Here is a 21,289-nt window from a genome sequence, read left to right as displayed (position 1 = left end):
GAGAGCGTGCGAAAAATTCTTATAGCCGAGGACTCTTCAACCATAAGGTCGATGATCGTGTCTACCCTCGACATGCTCGGGGACTTCGAGTTCGTCGAGACTCCAAACGGCTTCGAAGCCCTTAAGATGCTCCCAAGGGAGCGCTACGACCTTATAATCACCGACATAAACATGCCGGACATAAACGGGCTCGAGCTCGTTAACTTCATAAAGAAGAGCGAAAACTACAAGAATATTCCTTTGTTCATCATAAGCACAGAGGGCAGCGCAAACGACGTGAAAAAAGGTCTTGCGCTCGGCGCAAACGAGTACGTGGTAAAGCCGTTTAAGCCGGAAGAGTTGCAAAAGATTGTCATGAAGTACCTTAAGTAGAGTCGCTTTGTTACGAAAGGGCAGCGGCGTGAGTGACACACAGAACATGGGTAACGAGGGTTCCCTCAATGAGTTTATCTCCGAATCAGAGGAGATAATCGAGCACCTTAACGCGGACCTGATGAAGCTCGATGAGCCGGGAGGAGCGAGCCCGGATCTGCTTAATTCCATATTCCGTTCGGCGCATTCTCTAAAGGGACTCTCCGGGATGTTTGGCTTTACCCTGATGGAGCGCCTCACTCACAACCTTGAGGAGCTTTTGGACGGCGTGCGTCTTGGCCGTGTCGAGATGACCGTCGAGGTAACGGACATGCTTCTCGAGGCGCTCTCTGTAATCCGCGTGCTTCTGGATTCCAAAAGCCGCGGCGTCGAGCCCGGTGTTTCCGTAGACGCGGTGGTCGACAGGATAAAGGCCACGATACAAAAGAACCAGGCAAAGGCCGGCGATACCTCCATTACCGACGGCGTCGATCCGGCAATACTAAACGTTCTTACCGAGTTCGAGGAACACCGCCTGATAACGTGCCTTAAGGAACACATGCACATCTTCAGGGTCACGGCATCGTTTCCGATAGCCACCTTCGACCAGGGCCTTGACGAGCTAACCGCCGTCTTGAAGCAAAACGGCGAGACCATAACCACACTTCCTTCTCCCGGCTCCACTCCCGGAGAGACCATAGACTTCGATATAATACTTGCTACACGCGCAAGAAAAGACGACATCGCGCGCGTAATCGACAATAAGAACGTCAGAATCGAAAGTGCCGTAAAGGGCGGTCACGAGGCGGCTCCCAAGGCGGAGGTCGAGCGCGCGGCAGAACATTTGCCGCAGGAGCAGCCGGTCTCTGACGAAGGGCTAAAGAGCATATCGAGGACGGTAAGGGTCGATATCTCTATGCTCGATGGTCTTATGAACGTAGTCGGAGAGCTTTCGCTCATCAAGGCGTACATGGGCGGCGTCATAGACACAATACGTTATAAGTGGAAGGACGTTGAGCTTGCCGCAGCGTTCTCCAAGGCCCACATGAACCTGGATAAGAAGCTCACGGAGCTTCAGCAGGGCCTGCTCGAAGCAAGGATGGTGCCGCTTAGCCAGGTCTTCGATAAGCTTGCCAGGACCGTTAGAAAGCTCGCCAGAGACCTTGGCAAGGACGTTACCTTCGAGATGAGGGGCGAGGAAACAAGGCTCGATAAGCTTATAGTCGAGGAGCTTGGCGGCCCGCTCATGCATATAATCAGAAACTGCATAGACCACGGCATAGAATTGCCGGCTGACAGGAAAAAGGCCGGTAAGGATCCAAGAGGCACGATACTCGCAAACGCCTTTCAGCGCGGCAACCACGTCGTCATCGAGGTCTCGGACGACGGCAAGGGCATAGACCCGGATAAGATACTTAAGAAGGCCGTTAGCATGGGGCTTGCCGATGCCGGGGCGAAGTACAAGAGAGAAGACATACTTAACTTCATGTTCCTCCCGGGTTTTAGCACTAGCGAAAAGGTAAGCGAGATATCGGGCAGGGGTGTAGGCATGGATGTCGTCAAAAGCAACATCGCTGCGCTCTCGGGAATGGTCAACATAGAGAGCACGCTTGGCAAAGGCACCACCATGTCGCTCGTGCTGCCGATGACGCTTGCCATCATGCGCGCCCTTATAACGGAGACAGGGGGGAGAAGGTTTGCCGTGCCGCTTAACTCCATACTCGAGACATTTATTCTCGAACCTTCGTCGATAGAGACTGTCGAGGAAAAGGAGTACGTGCATCTTAGGGACACCAATATCCCGCTTGTGAGGGTTGGGAATTTTCTCGGCATAACGAAGGAAGGCGGCAGGGCCAAGTACGTCATAGTCGTTGGGCTTGCGGAAAAGAGGCTCGGGCTCGTTGTCGATGATCTTAAGGGGCAGCAGGACATCGTGATAAAGTCAATTGGCAAGAGGCTAAAGAACATAGGCGTAATCGCCGGCGCGACCGACTATAAGCAGGAGACCATACTCGTGCTCGACGTTGGCGGCATAATCGAGGAGTTCATGGGCGGAAGGACATCTTACAGCGGAGACAAGGTGTAGCGCATGTTCGAGGCGTTTTACGGACTATCGAAAAAACCCTTTAGCAAGACGCCGGACCCGGAGTTTCTATATCTTAGCCGGGCGCACAGGGAAGCGCTTGCGAGGTTAAAGTACGGTGTCGAGGAACGAGAGATTGTCGTTCTCACAGGAGAGGTCGGGGCAGGCAAGACGACTCTGTCGAGATGCTTGATGGACTCTCTTGACGAGAGGTTCAAGATAATCAACATCGTTGCGCCGCTTTTTTCCCAGGGCGAGCTTTTAAGGCTCTTTGCGATAAAGCTCGGTGTCGAGAACCCGAGCCAGTACAGAACGGAGCTTATTGACGAAATCGGCACGAAGCTTTTCGAATTCTACCAGGCAGGCGTGTGCCCGGTGCTTATAGTGGATGAGGGGCAGCTTATTCCGGGTAACGAGGGGCTTGACGAGTTGAGGCTTATAACGAATTTGCAGCTCGACGACGCAAACCTTCTCTCTCTTGTGCTTCTAGGGCAGCCGGAATTAAAGACGCGTCTCATGTCCGGGTACTTCGAGCCTTTCAGGCAGAGAATCGGCATACAGTACCATATCCCTGCGCTCGGGTTCGAGGAGACAAAGGAGTACATTGCATTCCGTCTTAAAAGGGCCGGAAGGGAAGAGCCTCTTTTTACGGAGGCAGCGCTCGAGGCCATATACCGTTTCTCGGGCGGCATACCGAGGAAGATAAATAATTTATCGAGTAACTCGATAATAGTCGGGTTTGGCAGGGAGGACTCCATAATAGACAGCGAGGTCGTTGTGGACGTTGCAAGAGACTTCGGCTTCATAAACTGGAAGAGTTAACGTATGGACATAGCCGAGATAAGAAAAAAAGCAAAACAGATGGAGGCTGCGAAAGAAGCGGCTCTAAAGGACTTGGCGCCAAAGGAAGACGCAGTGCCCGAGGTGTTGCCTCGCGCAGTGTCCGTTGACGAGGCATCTCTCGATATCGTTAGTCCGCCGCCAAGGCCTTCGGCGCCTGACGATGATTTCATAATCGACGATACTCCGGAAGCGCTTGAAAAAGTTGCCGAAGCGGCTCCAAAGGTCGAGGCCGTGTCTTTTGATGACAGCGCTGATTTCATCATCGACGACACCGTGCCAGAGGCGCAGCCCGAGGGCAGCGAGGATTATCTTATAGACGATACGCCAGAGGCTGCGTCCACGAAGCCTCTGGCCGCAGCGCCTTCCGAGGTGATGGAGGATTACATAATCGACGATACCCCTGCTGCCGGCGAAGCGGCGGCGGTTACTGCGCCTATGCCGGAGGAAGTGTCTGAGGCTGCGCCAGTTGAGTCAGAGGAAGCTGCAGGCGAGGACCTCGAGGCAATTACCTTCATGATAGGCAGGGAGATATACGCCATCGACATACTCGAGATACGCGAGATAATAAAGACCAAGGATCTAACCGATGTGCCAAGGGCCCCGGACGTTATATTCGGTGTCCTTTCGCTAAGAGGCACTGTCGTGCCGGTGATGGATCTGCCAACGGCCCTTAGCATAAAAGGCTATGTGCAGCCGAGCTTCATGGACGAGGCCGGGATATCTAGGGAGCGTATTATCATAGTCAAGGACGGTGAAGAGCTGATGGGCTTCAAGGTAGATGCTATCGAAGGGGTTGTAAGGGTGCCGAGAAAGACGCTTGAGCCGCCGCCAATGGTGGACTCGCTCGATACCGAGACGATACAGGCTATTGGCAGGTGCGATGGTAGGCCGTTCATACTCATCGCGGTTGATAAAGTACTTTCCAGGGTATAGGGACATATGAGCGTGCAATTTGCGTGTTTCAAGGTCGGCGACGTCATGTACGCAGCCGATATAATGAAGATACGCGAGATAATAAGATTTCAGAAGATAACGGCCGTGCCCAAGGTGCCTGATTTTATCGAAGGCGTGATGAACCTGAGGGGCCAGGCCGTGCCGGTAATCGACATGCGTAAAAGGCTCGGCATTGCCGGCGCTGAGCGCGGTGCGAAGACGCGCGTTGTTATCGTAAAGGTTGGAGGGAAAGATACCGGCATGATAGTGGACTCGGTCGAGAGGGTAATCAACACGGAGAAAAACGAGATTAAGGAAGCCCCGCACGTGGTAAAGGGCGTGGATACCGATTACCTGGAAGGCGTTTTGTGGGACTCGGATGAACTTGTGATGATACTCAACATCGACAAGATACTGACCTCGAAGGAGAAGCTCTCGTTCGACGGATTAGAGGTTATAACCGATAAGGAGGCTCCAACAGCGTGAACATAACATGTCCGGGATGTTCTACCGTTTTCGAGGTCGATGATGCGAAGCTTCCGCCGCCTGGAGCCAAGATGCGCTGCAAGGTCTGTTCGAACGTGTTTGTATGGGACGGCGCGGGGCAAAAGGCTATAGCCGGCAGGACATGGAAGATACTCATAGCAAACGACGACAGCGCCGTGCACATAGCTTTCAAGGACGCATTGGCGGCGACATCTGCCGAGATGCTAAGCGCATACGACGGAGTAGAGGCAATGAAGATAGTCGAGGAGGTGAAGCCCGACGTTGCGGTGCTCGACGTCGCGCTCTCAAAGCTCTACGGCTTCGAGGTCTGTTCTCATATAAAGGAGAACGCGCACCTGTCTTCCAGGATAAAGGTGATACTCATGACCGCTGTCTACGACAAGACCAGGTACAAGAGGAACCCGGCCTCTCTTTACGGCGCAGACGACTACATAGAGCGCCACCACATACACGACATGTTCATATCCAAGTTGGAAAACCTTCTGGGCTCGAGTATCAGCGGCGCGGCCGCACCGGCACCGATGCCGACGTCGTATGAGCCAGATAAGTACGCCGACGCGCTCCAGAACTCGACCCAGCCCATCGACCCTAATGCCGACGACGTTACGGTAAGGGCACGAAAACTCGCGAGGATTATCGTCTCCGACATCGTTTTGTATAATAACGATGCCGTGGAGGAGGGCATCAAGGGCGGCAATCTCTATAATCTTTTGATGGACGATATAAAGGACGGCATAAAGTATTTCAAGAAGAGGCTCTCGACACCGGAGATACGGCCCGAGTCTTATCTAAAAGAGGCCTTCGAAGAATTCATTGCAGCTAAGAAGCGGGAGTACGGCATAAGCTCCTGACGTGTTTTTTTAAGCCGCTTTTCTGTCTGCGCGCCGCCGTCGCCTTGCGTGACGGCCGTTAGGCGCGGGGCAGGTAAGCGTGTTATCGCCGGCATATCAATTCTATGACAGATGATATACGAAAAAAACTTGCTGACCCTGATGAAGAGTCGCGCATAGCCGCTGTCGAGTCTCTGCGCAGCCGTGCCTTCGATGATTCTGCGGCGCTTCTTATGGAGGCCCTTGGCGATTTGAGCTGGCGCGTGAGAAAGACCGCTGCCGACGCCCTGACGCCGCATATCGGAGACGAGTCCCTTATAAGCCGCCTGATAGAGGCGCTAAGGAACCAGGATAACGCAGGGCTGAGGAACTCGGCTGTAGAGCTTCTTACCAAGGCCGGCGGCGCATCGCTAAGGCTCCTTTTGGCGGCGCTCAAGGACAAGGACGAGGCCATAAGGAAGTTCGCCGCCGACATACTCGGCGACATAGGCGACAGGTGCGCTGTAGAGGGGCTGATTGGCGCGTTGAGGGACAATGATTCCAATGTCAAGGCCGCGGCAGGCGAGGCCATCGGAAAAATCGGCGGCGAGGAGGCTGTGACAACGCTTGTAGATCTTCTGGAAAAGGACGAAGATCAGTGGTTGAGGTTTTCCGTGCTCGAGTCCCTTGCAAAGATAGGCAGGGGAGTGCCTGTAGAACCGGTAGCGAAAAGCATACACGAGCCGTTTTTGAGAAAAGCGGCGATGGAGGCCCTTGGCGCCACGTTAAGCGCCTCTGCGCTCGAGCATCTTGTGAAAGGGCTAAAGGACAGGAGCGAGAAGAGCAGGGCCGCATCTGCCGTGAGCATAGTAAAGATACTTAATTCGCTTGGTCGCTCTGATATACGCAAGCACTATCCGATTATCCGTGATAACTCCGACCCCGGGCTTTTGACTCAGTTACTGTCTTCTTCAAATAAGATGGTGGTTATCGCGGCCATCGACCTGATAGGCATATCAGGCTCCGCAGCGAACCTTCCGGCGTTATTTGCGCTTTCCGGCGACGACGATCTGAGCGAGGACTTAAAGGGCGCGATAGAGAGCATTGCCGTCAGGGAGGTTCCTGCCGATATAATAAGATGTTTTAGCGAATCCAGCGACGATAAAACGCGCGCCATGCTTTGCGCGGTGTTTGGGGACGCCGGGGTGCGAGATGCCCTCCCGACGTTAAAGACGGCATTGAAGGATCCTTACGGACACACGCGCTCGGCGGCGCTTAAATCCATTGCGCGTCTTGGCGCTGTTGAGGCCATAGGCGACGTGGCAACGCTTCTTGCCGACAGGTATAGCGATGTTTCCGAGGCCGCGGCAAAGGCCCTTATCGTGCTGGCAAAGCAGCACCCCAAGGATGTCGTTGAGAGCATAATGGAGCTCTCCAAGGGCAAGGAGCCTGCTCTTCGCAAGCACATAGCTGCGGTGCTTGGCACCATAGAGTGCAAGGAGGCCGAAAAGGCGCTGCTTGCTCTGTTGAAGGACGAGGACGCAGAGGTAAGGCGCGTTGCCTCGACGGCGCTTGGCGCTGCCAGGGTGGAGCACGGGGTCGAGCACCTGGCAATAGCCCTTGCTGACGAGAACGTGAAGGTCAGGCTCTCGGCCGCAAAGGCGCTGGAAAAGTTAGGCGGAGAAGAGGTCGAGAAGCTGCTTATTCTCGCATCCAAGGACGACGACGTGTGGGTCAGGGGCGCCGCGCTAAAGGGGCTATCGAGGTTTGAGTCGGACGACGCGTCGAATGCCCTTGAGCATGCGATAGAGCGCGAGACGCCGCTTGTTGCGATAATGACCATGGACGCCGTGTACGAGGCAAAGGGCGGGGCCGCGATAGCGTTTTTGAGGCTCGGGCTTTCGCATGAGGACTCGGAGGTTGTCAGGGCAGCGGAGGATAAACTTATAAAGCTCGGAGCGCGCTAAGCGGCGCGGTTGCCGGCGTTTTATGGAATGCTATGCCTCTTTTTTCCGAAAATATAGCTCTTGCGATGTCCGATGACGAGTTTTGCGATCTGCGCGACGTCATATACGAGTACTGCGGACTGTTTTTCGAGCCGGACAAGAAGTACCTTCTCGAGAAGCGTTTGTCGAGGCGCGTTAGCGAGCTTCAGCTAGAGACGTTTCGAGACTACGCGCTCTACCTTCGCTACGATATAAAGCGCGACGAGGAGATGGCCAAGGTCGCCGACAACCTCACCACCAACGAAACCTACTTTTTCCGCGAGAACTACCAGTTAAAGGCCTTTAGCGAGGAAATAATAACCGAGATAGCCGCGCGCAAGCGCGAGAAGGTGCTTCGCATCTGGAGCGCGGGGTGCTCGACCGGGGAAGAGCCTTATTCCATCGCCATGCTTGTTCTGGAAATGCGAAAGAAGGGGCTCTTAAAGGGATGGCAGGTCGACATACTCGGAAGCGATATAAGCCACCGCGTGCTGGGCGTTGCGAGAAAGGGCGTTTACGGCAAGGCCTCCTTCAGGGGCGTGGACGAGCAGTGGATGAAGTACTTTATCGACGAGGGCGACCGTAAGAGGCTCGCAGACGAGCCGAAGTCCATGGTTACCTTCTCGCACGTCAATCTCCTCGATCCGATGAAGGTCGAGCTCCTTGGGCGCATGGACGTGATATTTTGCAGAAACGTCATCATATACTTCGACACAAAGGCCAAAAAGAGGGTCATGGAGACGTTCTACGGGATGCTCGACGACGAGGGGTATCTGATGCTTGGGCATTCGGAATCGCTGATGAACATCACTACACAGTTCACGCTAAAGCACTTCAAGAACGACATGGTGTACCAGAAACCGCTGCGCCATGCGGTAAAGGAACCGGCGCTTTGAGGCGTACTTATGTATAAAAGACAAAGAGTGCTTGTCGTAGACGATTCGGCCTTCAACAGAAAGGCCATCAAGGAGATGCTAGAAACCTCGCCGCTTATCGAGGTCGTGGGCACTGCCGTGGACGGCGAGGACGCGATGAAGCGCGTAATCGAGTTAAAGCCCGACGTCATCACGCTTGATCTCGAGATGCCAAAGATGGACGGCTTTACCTTCCTTCGTATCCTCATGAGTAATTTCCCGACTCCGGTCATAGTAATAAGCTCGAGAGACGAGGTGAGGTTCGTTTTCAAGGCCATGGAGCTTGGCGCGGTCGACTTTATCGCAAAGCCGACACACCTTGCGTCCACAGACCTTTATAACGTAAAGGACGAGCTCCTGACCAAGATTGCCATGGCCTCGTCCATGAATATAGACGCGGTAAAGCCCTCGAAGGCAATCGAGATGGGCAGGCTCTATACCGCAAAGCCCTTTACCGGGAAAAAGGCGGTTGCCTTTCCGTTTTCCGTTGTGCTAATCGGCTCGTCAACCGGAGGCCCTGCCGCGCTAAACACCATCTGCGCGATGATTGCTGCCGACGTGCCTGCCGCATTTGCCGTGTCGCAGCACATGCCGGCCGGGTTTACGCGCTCGTTTGCCGACAGGCTAAACAGGTTTTCCTATATCAAGGTCGAGGAAGCCTCGCACGGCTCTGTGCTCAGGCAGGGCAGGATGCTCATAGCGCCTGGAGGGTACAACATGACATTTGTGCACGACGGCATAGATATAAAGACACATCTTACCACTGGTGGGACAGATAAGTTTGTGCCCTCTGTGGATAAGATGTTTTTATCCGGGGCCGAGTTGTTCGGGCATCTGGCCGTGGCAGTTGTGCTAACGGGCATGGGCAACGACGGCAAGGAGGGCGTTAAGGCGCTAAAGGCAAAGGGCGCGCATATCATCGCGCAGTCCGAGGAGACCTCCGTCATATTCGGTATGCCAAAGGAGGCCATAGCTACTGGCTCGGTCGACGAGGTGCTGCCGCTTAACTCCATAGCGCCGGCTATAGTCACCGCGTGCAAAAATGAGGCATTAAAGAGGCAGACGGAGAGCCAATAGATTGGAATTGCCATAACTGCTTGTTTTATATATTATATAGGATGGATGGGATTATAGCATGATACAGGAAATGACATTTCACGGTAAGGTGAACGAGACTGTCGAGTACTTTGCCACGATAGCCGGCAAGGCGCTCATGCACCGTCATTTCTACGAGCAGCAGGATAACGGCTCGGACCGTTTTTTCTACGCCGGCAACGAGATTATACTCGATAAAAACGGCGTGAGGCACCGCGGCAACGGCGGCAGCTTCTGTAAATACATGTTCGGTGTTGAGCAGCCAATCAAGGACCTTGTAAGAAAGGACGTTCTAAACCGTCTTGCGATGTACGGCGTCGGGTTCGACAAGGACAAGGCGCATCTTAAGTTCACAAACGAAACGGACGGCTCCATAAACTTCGATAGCATGTTCATGGACGGCAATGCCGTTACGAACTATTACTTCTTCATAAGCGTCGATATCCCCGGCGACATAAAGGCAAAGCAGGAGGAACTCCTAAGGCTAATTGGCAAGACCCTTAAGTACACGCCTTCCATAGGGCGCGAGGACGACATGTCGCTGATATCGGAGCTTACCGCCGATCTCGACGGCTATAACCCGGTGGTGTTTCTCTTTAGGATTGTGAACCGCGTCAATAAGCGGTTTTGCGATTTCTTCAAGGAACTGTATTTCGAAAAGCGCATCATAACAGAGGACGACGACAGGGTGCTTAACTCCTTTGCCGCCGAATTCGGCATCGACCAGTACCAGCAGGAGAGAATAAAGATAGACGTCATGTACAATCACCGCGACAACAAGCGCGTCGTGGACGAGTATAAGGACATACTCATATCCTTCGAAAGCATGGCGGAAATAGCCGCAAAGGACCTTGCCGCGCTAAACAGGCTCCGCGCCCTTGCCATAAAGAACAACATACCGCATTATCTCTTCGATGCGCTAGACGAAATGCTTCTGAAGGACAAGGCCCTTGCCGCGCAGCACGACGAACCAGAGTTCGTGAGGGAGACCAGGGCGCTTCTCGAGGGGCTCTTCATGATGGAGGGCGGTTTGGACGCCGTCATAAGTAAGGACGACGTAGTCAAGCTGCTTGTCAACAAGAAGGCGGCGATGGCGAGCCGCGACCAGAGCTTCGACGGCCTTATGCTCGATGCCGGCAGGATGTGCGATGAGAAGTTCAAGGCCGGAAACGTAACGGCCTTCGAGCGTTTTAGCGAGTTGATTACGTACTTCGACAGGTTCGACACCACGTCATCGATGATAAATCACATGTCCTTTATGGACGACGACGTGTCGGTTGAGAAGCTAAGAAGCCTCCTTGGCAACAAGAAGAGCTTCGAGGAACTTTCTCCAGGGCTCTATAATAAGCTCTTCATAGACGACCTCTTAAGAGACCCGTACCTCCTTGGCGCCGGAAGAAGGAAGATAAACGCGATTACGACGGGGCTAAAAGAGGTCGAGAACGGTTATAAGTCCTTAAACGACGTTGCCACAGAGATAGCCAAGATAAACGAGGAGAACAAGATGGTGCAGGTTCTCTATAAGACCGCAAAGGACCGCCTCGATAAAGTGCCAAGCTTCATGGAGATAGACGTAAAGGAGCAGGACGGGTTCTTGAAGGAGGCGTTAAAGAGCCTTTTGAAGGACGGCCCTATTTCCAAGATACCAAAGAACGTCATGATGAAGGTTTTCACGACGCTAAAGATGGAGATATTTTATTTAAACGAGGTGTTGCCCAAGCTGATAGTTTCCTTCGATACGAAGATACGCGAGGATTTCATTGAAAACAGCGGTTTTGACAGGTTCTTTATTGAAGATATCGAGCGGTCTTACATTGAACGCCACGAACTGCCGGGGGAAAGCGTGCGAAAGTTCAAGGAGCTTATCGGCCAGGCAGAGGCGGTTGAAGCGGGCGAAGGGCTCTAAAGAGGGTATCTGTAATGCCCCGTTTTCGTTCGTTTTTTGATGTTGGGCAGATTAAGCATTTTTTTAATAATACCCCTTGTGCGATAAAGGGTTTTATGTTAAAATTTTCGATATTATTCCGATAAATTCATAACTTGTAGTGGACGCCAGATTAGCGTAGTGATGTTTATCCGTTCACAGCATAATGAGGAGGTTTTTTTATGAGCAAGGATAAGGACCTTGAGCAGGATATTGAAAAAGGATTGCTCTCCGGCGGCAGGGGAGAGGAAATCCTCAATATCCTCAAAAAGGGCACCGAGTTTACCAACGAGATATTGAAGGAAAACGAGAAGCTCAGGTACCGCGTTGCCCAACTCGAGGAAGCGAATACGACAATTGGCATGGCAAGCGGGGATGCGAACTTATCCTCGCAGCTCGATAAGCTGCAAAAACAGCTCGCCGCGCTTTCCGAGGAAAAGGTCAAGTTGCAGGACCGTTACAAGGAGGTCGAGGCCGAGAACCAGGACTTCGCTCAGCGCTACATCGAGATAGAGAACGAGAATAACATCATGGCCAACCTCTATGTCGCGAGCTATCAGCTGCACTCGACACTCGACTTCAACGAAGTGCTTCGCATAATACTTGAGATAATCATAAATCTCGTCGGCGCGGAGAAGTTCGCTCTGATGCTACTTGACGAAAAGACGAGCAGGTTGACGGTCGTTGCTACCGAGGGCATGGAAAAGGAAGAGGTAGCGCCGGTGCCGGCTGGAGAAGGCATAATCGGAAAGACCGCCGAGACCGGAGAAAACTACTTTGCCGAGAACCTGGCCTTCGGCGCCAAGTACGACGTCACCAAGCCAATCGTCTGCATACCCATGAAGATAAAGGAGCGCGTCATAGGCACCATCGTCATCTATTCGCTCCTTGCGCAAAAGGACAAGTTCACAAAGCTCGATTACGAGCTCTTCACGCTTCTTGCCGGTCACACGGCAACGGCGATATTTAGCTCCAAGCTCTATTCCGAGTCCGAGAGAAAGCTCTCGACCATACAGGGCTTCATAGATTTGATGACTAAGTAGCTTTTACTACTGTTTTTGGAGTGTATCGATGAATGCAAACATTATGATGGAAAAGGTCAGAAAAAGCGGCTTTAAGCTCACGCCGCAGCGTATGGCAATATTCGAGTTCCTGGACGGCAGAACCGACCATCCGAGCGCCGAGGTCATATACGCCGGCATAAGAAAGAAGCATCCTGCCATATCGTTTGCCACAGTCTACAACACCGTGCAGGCATTGAAGGAGAGCGGAGCGGTGCTTGAGCTCACGATAGACAACGAAAGACGTCACTATGATCCGAACACAACGCCGCACCATCACGTGATATGCACCAAGTGCGGCAAGATAGGGGACGTGTTCAAGGACTTCGGTCTCGAGACGATGCTTCCTGAGGGTGTAGGGGACATGTACAAGGTTAGCTCGGCGCACGTGAACTTCTACGGCGTTTGCAGGGATTGTCAGTAAAATTTATCAAAGGAGAAAGGTCTTTCTATTATGGCTAAAGTTCTCGTTGTCGAAGATTCGCCGACCATGCGTCAGCTGATAACCTTCACGCTAAAGCGGCTAAAGGATGTCGAGATAGTCGAGGCCAATGACGGCGTTGACGGTTTGAAGAAGATATCGGGCGGCAAGTTCGACTTGATTCTTACCGACATAAACATGCCGATAATGGACGGCATAAAGCTCGTGAGCCTCATACGCAAGGACCCGAACAACAAGGACGTTCCGATAGTGGTGATAACCACCGAAGGCGGGCAGGAGGACAGGGACAGGGCACTGGCGCTTGGCGCCAATTCGTACATAACCAAGCCCATACACGCCACCGGCCTCATCGACACGGCAAAAAAGCTTCTCAATATCGCTTGACGGATAATTGCAGCCTTTTACAGGCTATAGAGGCGCGCGCTGTTGGTGATTCAAGGAAGCGCGCCTTATTCACATCCGGGGGCGCGCCGCAGTTTCGGGTTCTGCCGATAGCAACGCACTAATAAACGGAGGATTGTCAAAGATGTCGGTTAAGAAGTGCATACTCGTGATAGACGACGACACAAGACACGATAAGATGATGAGCTTTCTGCTCATTTCCAAGGGTTTCGATGTGCAGTATGCCGTGTCCGGCGAAGAGGCCATCGAGAAGTTGAAGAGTAAGGAAATAAAGACGCCGAGCCTGATACTTCTCGACATGATGATGCCGCAGATGGACGGGTTTGCAACCTTCGCGGTGCTTAAGGAAATTCCCGAGACCAAGGGCGTGCCGGTAATCATGCTTACGGCCGTATCGGACTCACAAAGGGTGCAAAAGGCCCTGGACATGGGCGCAAAGGATTACATCGTAAAGCCGTTTAGCCCGTCCGATCTTATGGAGAGGATAAACAGGGTGCTAAAGTAGAGCGCCTTGAATAAAGTATGACCTCAGAAATACTCAGGAGCATTAAAATACAGGTGCTTTTGAACTCCGGCCTGCTGCTGGGATTGTTCATAAGCCGTGTTTCCCTGAATAATATCTCCATTGACGTAACGCTAATGATACTGCTTGCGGTTTTCAATGTCCTTGTCTACGTGTCGCGCAGGACCGAGGACAAGAAGGCCGTCGATACCGCCGTTGTTTCCGTAGGGATGGGCAGATACGCCGACCGTCTTACGCAGGGCGATGAACCGGTAGACATAGCGCTTGCCTCTGTCCTCTCCGAGCTTGTCGACGCGGTAAAGGGATTAAAGGGGCCGCTCGAGGACGTTACGGCCTATATCAAGGGCGTTGCCGTGAAGGCCGACCAGATTTCCCTTGGCACGGACGCGCAGTCGTTCTCTCTTAAGGAAACCGCGCATTCCATAGAAGGCATATCGGCCTCCATAATGAAGCTCGTTGGCATGGTCGAGCGCCTTTATCCGAATGCCGAGAAGGCCACGAACTCGATTCTCGACATGGTCGAGTCGAACAAGATGATAAGCAGGTCGACGCAGGACCTCTTAAATAATGTCAAAGAGGTCTCTGCCAATATCGAGGGCATGGTCAATTCCGTTCGCGAGATAAGGAAGCGGTTTACAGGGCTCTCCGAATCGTCGGACGATACGTCGAAGGCGGTTGCCAGGATAGACGCGGCCATAAAGGAGATTGAACGCAGCGCCAAGGAGTCGTACGCTTTGTCGGAGGCCGTAAAAAGAGACGCCGAGCTCGGAAGCGCTTCGGCAACAAAGACCATCGACGGCATGACGAGAATAAAGGAAATCGTCATCGAGAGCGCGAACGTCGTCCATAAACTCGGCGAGAAGTCGGGCGAGGTAGGCGATATCGTAAACGTCATAAACGAGATAACCGACAGAACGAACCTTCTTGCTTTGAACGCGTCTATAATCGCTGCGCAGGCAGGCGAGCACGGCAAGGGTTTTGCCGTTGTTGCAGACGAGATAAAGCGCCTTGCAGAGCAGACCGCGCAGTCGACCGTTGAGATTTCAGGCATCATCGGCGGCATTCAGAACATGGTTAGCGACGTCATACAGGCAAACGAGATGGGCAAGTGGAGCGCAGAGGACGGCGTTAAGCTCGCGCACGAGGCAGGAGCTGCGCTAAAGAAGATACATTCGAGCACGGTGAAGGCCTCCGAGATGGCGCGCCTGATAGCCGAGAGCACGGTGCAGCAGTCGAACGAGGCTAAGCAGGTGAAAAAGTCCATCCAGGACGAAGTCGGCTATATACGCGAGGTCGCCGCGGCCATGGAAGAGCATTCCGAAAGAAGCGACAAGATAAAGGTCTCGGCAGCGAGGATGGTCACCATCACCCAGGACGTTGCCGCGGCAAACCTCGAGCAGGAAAAGGCCAATGCCTATGTTACCAAGGTCATAGAAGAGGTCAAGGGCATGGTCAAGGAGATGTTCGATATAACCAGGGGCCAGAAAAACGATTCCGACCAGATACTTCAGGCAATCGAGATAATAGAGTACATTTCATCGGAGAACATTAAGGCCATCAAGGAGCTTGCGTCGAGTTCCGACGACCTTAAGCGCCGTATCGAGACTTTTAACGTCGAGTTCAAGCGTATCGGCATCTGAGTATAATCGTATTTGCGGGAGTGACACTTGCGGGAGGAAAATTCCATGGGACTTAGAGCTGTCATCGAGAAACTTTCGAATCACGATGAATTCGTAAGAAGGGATGCGTGCCGGTATCTTGGCGAAAGCGGCGCCAACGAGGCGGTTAGGCCGCTGATAAAGGCCTTCAGGGACGAATCGTGGCTCGTAAGGGAGGCAGCGGTCGAGGCCTTGATCAAAATAGGCAGCGACATGGGCATGCCGCTTCTTCTTTCTGTTTTGAAGGACGAGGACGCGAGGGTTAGAAGTTCGGCCATAGAGATACTAACGGGCCTTGGCGACAAGGCCATAAACGTCGTGCTCGACGCGCTAAACGACAAGGACCCCAACATAGTCCGCTACGCTGCAGACGTCATCGGCGATATAAAGGATAAGCGCGGCACCAAGAAGCTTTTAAAGACCCTCGATAATTCCGTTGTTGACGTCCAGTACTACATCATACAGGCGCTTGGAAAAATAGGCGATAAGGAAGCAACAGAACACCTTCTTAAGTTCCTTGATAAGGACATGTGGCTCCAGAGCGCTGCCGTCGAAGCCCTTTCCATGATAGGCGATGAGAGGGCCATACCGAAGCTTAAGAGCATGCTCTCGACCGACACGTTCATAAAGGCGCAGGTCGTCGAGGCGCTAAGCAATATCGCGGACATATCCATAATGCCCGATATCGCCGCTGCCATTGATGCGGAGAACGACGAACTAAATAACGCAATACTCAAGGCGTTGATGGTCTTAAAGCAGAGGGCAACCCCTCCGTACAATATTCCCGGGAACGCGAAGATAAACTCCGAACTTCTCATAAAGTCAGGATTGAAGGCGCTTGGCTCGGAAAAGCCCGAGGTCTGCAAGGCCGCGACCGTAATACTCGGGTGGCTGAAAATCGAGCCCGCGTTAAAGCCCATTGCCTCGAAGCTTAGCGCGAAAGACGAGGACTTAAGCGTCTCTGCGTACGAGGCCATGATAGGGTTTGGAAATGCCTCGGTTCCGACACTTCTAGACCTTCTCTCCATACCGGAGAAAAGGGCGAGGCTTCTTGCCATAGAGGCGCTTGGAGAAATCGGCATACGCGAGGGCGAGGGCGCGCTCATACCGCTTCTTACCGACGAGGACGACGATATAAGAAGGGCCGCGGCCATAGCGGTCGGAAGGCTTGCGCCGGCCGGCGGCCTTACCACGATGATAAAGCTTCTTAAAGACGATTCGGAAAAGGTGCGGCACGCGGCTGTTGAGGGCGTTAGCGCGTATCCGATGACAGACGAGCTGTTCTCGAACCTGAAGGGCGCGCTTGCCAGCGACGATTCGTCGCTAAAGCGCTCTGCCATACAGATATTCGGCAAAAAAGGGGATAAGCGGGCGGTAGAGTTGATAGAGCCGCTTTTGAAGGACCACGACCCGCTTGTAAAGAACGCGGCAGTGGTGGCCCTTGCCAAAATAGAGGATATAAAGATAGGTTCGCTGCCTATCATGCTTCTTGGAAGCGACGATGCTGTGCTAAGGAAATCCGCCGCAACGGTAATCGGCGAGCTCAAGGATAAAAGGGGCGTTGAGCCGCTTTGTCTGCTTGTTGCAAACGATGACGACATGTGGGTGAGGTACCATGCCGCCGTGTCGCTTGGGCAGGTGGGCGATAAGCGTGGCGTTGTTGCTCTGCACAAGGGGCTAAAGGACCCTGTCGGGCTCGTGAGGATAGCGAGTGTCAAGTCCATCGGGGCGCTTAAAGACGAGAGTTCGCTAAAGGAACTCATATCCATGCTAAAGGACGATGACGAGGACGTTAGAAAGACGATTGCCGAGGTGCTCTCGACCTTTGCCTCCGACGAGAGCTGCACGGCCCTTGTCTCTCTTCTCGAGGACAGTTCCTGGCAGGTGCGAGAGGCAGCTGTGTGCTCCATAGGGTTTTGCACCAACAAGAAGTACATCTCTGCCGTCAGGAAGGTGGCTGACGACGAGAACCAGTTTGTGAGAGAGGCTGCTCAGGAACTTATGGCAAGGCACGGGTAAATGACACAACAACCGGCAAAGCGGATACCGAGCAAAGACTTCGTTATCATACGCGACCTTATAAGGGAGCGTACGGGCATACATATAAGGGATACAAGAGTGGACTATCTTGAATACAGGCTCTTGGACAGGATGGCTGCGGTAAGCATCTCGACATTCGAGGAGTACTATTACTTTTTAAAGTACAGTCCGACCAATTCCGGAGAGTTTCAGCAGCTCGTGAACCTCATAACCGTGCAGGAGACGTCGTTTTTCAGGAACCACGATCAGCTTAAAAGTTTCAGGGACGTGCTTTTAAAGGAGACATTCGAGAGAAAGAAGCAGACAAACGACAAGACGCTAAAGATATGGAGCGCTGCATGCTCTACAGGCGAGGAGCCGGTCACGCTTGGCATAATACTTCACGAGGCCATGCCGCTTCTCTCGACGTGGACAGCGCAGATAATGGCAACGGACATCTCGACGCGCGCCCTCTCGCTTGCGAGAAAAGGGATTTTCCCGGGGTTCAGGTTCACGGACATGCAAAAGGAAATCGTCGATAAGTATTTTTACAAGAGGGGAGAGGAGTACGCGGCAAAGGAATCCGTGATGAACATGATAAACTTCGCGCACCTGAACCTTCTAACCGAGATAGACATGCACGCGTCGCGCCTGGCGCCGCTGGATTTCGTGTTTTGCAGGAACGTGTTCATATATTTTCCGGACGATGTGCAGGAGAAGATAGCGGCGAAATTCCTAAGGCTGCTCGCGCCCGGAGGTTTTCTCCTTCTTGGCAACGCCGAGTCGGTTGACGTAAGAAAGGTGCCCTTTGCCATGCGTTTTCATCCGGGAGGCATGGTGTACCAGAAGCCGGCGGCATCCGGGGAGTTCGAAAATTCGCTTAAGGCCGGACTAAGTGTATAGCTGCGTTCGATAACGGCAGAGAAAGTATTGTCCTGAAATATTTTTTGTACCAACCAAGGAGGTAATGATGGCAAAGAAGATACTAAGCGCCGAAGACTCACCGGCCACGCAGAAGTTCATAAGCTTCACGCTTAAGTATAAGGGCTACGACGTCGTGACCGCAAACGACGGCATCGAGGCGCTAGAGAAGCTTGGAACGGAATCGTTTGACCTTATCATTCTCGACATTATGATGCCGAGGATGAACGGGCTCGAGGTCTTAAAGGAAATCAAGACCAAGACCCCGTATAAGGACATTCCGATACTGATGCTCACGAGCGAAAAGGGCGACGCAGACAGGCAAAAGGCTATGTCCCTTGGCGCAACGAGCTTTCTTACCAAGCCCTTTCAGCCGCCTGAGCTTATCGAGGCGGTATCCAAGGCGTTAGGCGTGTAGGCGTTTGTCAAAGTACGTTATATTCGCGAAAGGCGGTAGTCGTGGCAGAGGATAATATAAGCATAAAAGAACTCTACGGCGAGTTCATCGACGAGAGTAAAGAGCTCATCGAAGCGGTCGGCAAGGATCTTGTTGAGCTCGAGAAGGACTCGTCCAACTCGGAGCTCATTAACAAGATATTTCGCGCGTTCCACACGCTAAAGGGCAATGCCGGATTTATAGGTCTCATGGACATGTCCGACCTGGCCCACAGGATGGAGAACGTGCTTGGAAAGCTCAGGGACAAGGCCTTTCCGTTCTTTTCGGGCATAAACGACGCTCTTTTCGAAGGTCTCGATATTTCAAGACACATGCTGATTGAGTTTATTGAGGGCAGGGAAGTAGACCACGACCTCGTTGCCATATTCAAGAGGCTCGAAGCGCTTCTTGAGGGCCCGGGCTCTCTTGAGGCTGCCAAGGCGGCGAAGGACGTAAAAAACAGCGCAAAGACAGCGGCTGCCAAAAAGGCCGACAGCAATAGGCGACATAAGGAGAGAAGGGCTCAGGAGAGACGCGATATACCGGAGGCCGAGGCAGCGTACATGAGGGTCTCCACAGGCAGGCTCGATAAGCTCGTAAACCTCGTCGGAGAGCTTGCGGCAGGGCGTTCGCGCATGCTTCAGCTAAAGGGCGAGATGAGAAACAGGGCCTTCGACGACGTTGCCTCGTTTATTGCCTCCATATCGTCGCAGCTGCAGGACGAAGTGCTATCCATCAGGATGGTGCCGATAAAACAGCTTTTTAATAAGTTCTACCGCCTTGTAAGGGATATCTCCAAGCCCCTTGGCAAGGAAGTCGATTTGAAGATATTTGGAGAGGATACAGAGCTCGATAAGACCATCATAGAAGTCCTGCACGACCCGATTCTCCATATGGTACGTAACTCTATAGGGCACGGCATAGAACTTCCCGAAGACAGGAAAAAGGCCGGGAAGCCTGCTATCGGCACGCTCACGCTTAGGGCCTCGCACGAGCATAACTCGGTTGTCGTGGAAATCGAGGACGATGGCAAGGGGCTCGACCCCGAGCGCATAAAGCGGGAAGCGATAGTGCGTGGTATACTTAATGAAGAAGAGGCAAAGGAAATCCACGACGACGATGCAGTGAAGATTATCTTCATGTCCGGGTTCTCTACATCCGAGAAGGTAGACGACCTCTCGGGCAGGGGTGTTGGCATGGATGTTGTCAAGACCAACATCGAGAAGCTTGGTGGGAGCGTGGATGTTAGCTTCAAGAAGGGGCTTGGCACGAAGTTCACGATGAAGATGCCGCTAACCCTCGCCATAGTGCAGCTATTCCTTCTTAAAGAGGGCAGCCTTAACTACGGTATCCCGTTAAATTACGTGGATGAGACTATAATGGTGGATATCACAAAAATCGAGTCCATAAAAGGGCAGATGATGTACATGCTTCGTCATCATGCCGTGCCGCTCGTGTTCCTTAGCGACGTGCTTGATATGAAGATGGTGGATAGAAGCAAGCTACAGAGGTACTCGGTGCTGATAGTGAATATCATGCGCAAACGCGTGGGCTTTATCGTGGACGGTTTTCTCGGCAAGGTCGAGACGGTGATTAAGCCGCTTGGAAAGTTCATCGAGAGGCTTCCGGAGCCTGTGGAAGGTGTAGCGGGTGCGAGCATCCTCGGCACAGGCGAAATCGTGATGGTTCTGGACGTCCCCGGTGTCTTTAAGCTCATCGAGGACAAGATGGATATGGAGATAGTGAAGGAGTAGTTTTTTTAATAACAAAGAAAAGGAGAGACTGTATGACATTTCTTTCAAACATGAAGGTAAGAAATAAGCTGATTCTCATGATTATTCTGCCGATAATCGCGGCGCTGTATTTTTCCATATCGGAGATAGTCAGCAAGGCGGCGTATCTTAGCAGTATGAACAAGCTCGACGAGGTGACAGATGTCGTTGTGCTTACAAGCTCCATGGTACATGAGCTGCAAAAGGAGAGGGGGCAGACGGCCCTTTTCCTCGGCAGCGGCGGCAAGGAGAATGCATCGGAACTCCTTACCCAGCGTTCTGATACGGATAAAAAAATCGCCGAGTTCCGGGCCGACCTGAAGGCAATGGATATCGACGAGTACGGCTCGGACTTTAAGTCGCTTATCAATGACGCCGTCAGCAGGCTTGACCAGCTTCAGGACAAGAGAAGCGCGGTAAGCGCCATGACCATTTCCGCGGCCGATGCCATCGCTTACTATACCGCAATGAACAATTCTTTTCTCACGATGGTCGATATGTCGTCGTTCCTTAGCCGCGATTCCGACGTAACCACTGCCATTATCGGACAGGCCAACTTCCTTTTTGCCAAGGAAAGGGCCGGCATAGAGAGAGCGATACTGTCGAATACC

At 52.8% G+C, this 21,289-nt stretch carries 20 protein-coding genes; all 20 read left to right on the top strand.

Annotated features, from left to right (window positions below; genetic code table 11):
• Positions 1–6 precede the first annotated feature (6 nt).
• Positions 7–372 (top strand): response regulator, encoded by a 366-nt coding sequence (locus OEV59_00100; protein MDH4226142.1) that lies wholly within the window; start codon positions 7–9, stop codon positions 370–372.
• 46 nt (positions 373–418) lie between these two features.
• Positions 419–2,437, top strand: coding sequence for a chemotaxis protein CheA (locus OEV59_00095; protein ID MDH4226141.1), 2,019 nt, complete (start codon positions 419–421; stop codon positions 2,435–2,437).
• Positions 2,438–2,440: 3 nt separating this feature from the next.
• The gene (locus OEV59_00090; GenBank protein ID MDH4226140.1) at positions 2,441–3,256 is read left to right on the top strand and encodes an AAA family ATPase; all 816 of its coding nucleotides are present in this window, start codon (positions 2,441–2,443) and stop codon (positions 3,254–3,256) included.
• 3 nt (positions 3,257–3,259) lie between these two features.
• Positions 3,260–4,210 (top strand): chemotaxis protein CheW, encoded by a 951-nt coding sequence (locus OEV59_00085; protein ID MDH4226139.1) that lies wholly within the window; start codon positions 3,260–3,262, stop codon positions 4,208–4,210.
• 6 nt (positions 4,211–4,216) lie between these two features.
• A complete protein-coding gene (locus OEV59_00080; protein ID MDH4226138.1) occupies positions 4,217–4,696 on the top strand; it encodes a chemotaxis protein CheW in 480 nt (159 codons plus the stop codon).
• Entirely contained in the window at positions 4,693–5,568 is an 876-nt protein-coding gene (locus OEV59_00075) for a zinc-ribbon domain-containing protein (GenBank protein ID MDH4226137.1), read from the top strand. Before OEV59_00080 ends, OEV59_00075 begins: the two co-directional genes overlap by 4 nt.
• Positions 5,569–5,672: 104 nt before the next feature.
• Complete coding sequence (locus OEV59_00070; GenBank protein MDH4226136.1) at positions 5,673–7,493, top strand: HEAT repeat domain-containing protein; 1,821 nt, start codon at positions 5,673–5,675, stop codon at positions 7,491–7,493.
• A gap of 32 nt (positions 7,494–7,525) precedes the next feature.
• Positions 7,526–8,407: a protein-glutamate O-methyltransferase CheR gene (locus OEV59_00065; protein MDH4226135.1), complete on the top strand. Its 882-nt coding sequence runs from the start codon at positions 7,526–7,528 to the stop codon at positions 8,405–8,407.
• A gap of 9 nt (positions 8,408–8,416) precedes the next feature.
• The gene (locus tag OEV59_00060) at positions 8,417–9,502 is read left to right on the top strand and encodes a chemotaxis response regulator protein-glutamate methylesterase (protein ID MDH4226134.1); all 1,086 of its coding nucleotides are present in this window, start codon (positions 8,417–8,419) and stop codon (positions 9,500–9,502) included.
• 58 nt (positions 9,503–9,560) lie between these two features.
• Entirely contained in the window at positions 9,561–11,426 is a 1,866-nt protein-coding gene (locus OEV59_00055; GenBank protein MDH4226133.1) for a TIGR04442 family protein, read from the top strand.
• Positions 11,427–11,626: 200 nt separating this feature from the next.
• The gene (locus OEV59_00050) at positions 11,627–12,487 is read left to right on the top strand and encodes a GAF domain-containing protein (GenBank protein ID MDH4226132.1); all 861 of its coding nucleotides are present in this window, start codon (positions 11,627–11,629) and stop codon (positions 12,485–12,487) included.
• A 28-nt stretch (positions 12,488–12,515) separates the two neighbouring features.
• Positions 12,516–12,929: a transcriptional repressor gene (locus OEV59_00045; GenBank protein ID MDH4226131.1), complete on the top strand. Its 414-nt coding sequence runs from the start codon at positions 12,516–12,518 to the stop codon at positions 12,927–12,929.
• Between the two features lie 30 nt (positions 12,930–12,959).
• Complete coding sequence (locus OEV59_00040) at positions 12,960–13,331, top strand: response regulator (GenBank protein ID MDH4226130.1); 372 nt, start codon at positions 12,960–12,962, stop codon at positions 13,329–13,331.
• Between the two features lie 142 nt (positions 13,332–13,473).
• On the top strand, positions 13,474–13,854 hold the full coding sequence (locus tag OEV59_00035; GenBank protein MDH4226129.1) for a response regulator: 381 nt from the start codon (positions 13,474–13,476) through the stop codon (positions 13,852–13,854).
• 17 nt (positions 13,855–13,871) lie between these two features.
• Positions 13,872–15,512 carry a methyl-accepting chemotaxis protein gene (locus tag OEV59_00030; GenBank protein MDH4226128.1) on the top strand — a complete coding sequence of 547 codons (1,641 nt, stop codon included), beginning with the start codon at positions 13,872–13,874 and terminating at the stop codon, positions 15,510–15,512.
• 45 nt (positions 15,513–15,557) lie between these two features.
• Positions 15,558–17,549 carry a HEAT repeat domain-containing protein gene (locus OEV59_00025; protein MDH4226127.1) on the top strand — a complete coding sequence of 664 codons (1,992 nt, stop codon included), beginning with the start codon at positions 15,558–15,560 and terminating at the stop codon, positions 17,547–17,549.
• A complete protein-coding gene (locus OEV59_00020; protein ID MDH4226126.1) occupies positions 17,550–18,452 on the top strand; it encodes a protein-glutamate O-methyltransferase CheR in 903 nt (300 codons plus the stop codon).
• A 67-nt stretch (positions 18,453–18,519) separates the two neighbouring features.
• Positions 18,520–18,888 (top strand): response regulator, encoded by a 369-nt coding sequence (locus OEV59_00015; GenBank protein MDH4226125.1) that lies wholly within the window; start codon positions 18,520–18,522, stop codon positions 18,886–18,888.
• A 41-nt stretch (positions 18,889–18,929) separates the two neighbouring features.
• Complete coding sequence (locus OEV59_00010; GenBank protein ID MDH4226124.1) at positions 18,930–20,660, top strand: chemotaxis protein CheA; 1,731 nt, start codon at positions 18,930–18,932, stop codon at positions 20,658–20,660.
• 32 nt (positions 20,661–20,692) lie between these two features.
• Positions 20,693–21,289 (top strand): nitrate- and nitrite sensing domain-containing protein (locus OEV59_00005; protein MDH4226123.1); only part of this gene is annotated, 597 nt, incomplete at its 3' end.

The organism is Deltaproteobacteria bacterium (assembly GCA_029858205.1).
In the GTDB taxonomy this organism is placed as follows: Bacteria; Desulfobacterota; GWC2-55-46; order GWC2-55-46; family DRQE01; genus JAOUFM01.
This window is presented reverse-complemented; position numbering and strand designations above follow the sequence as displayed.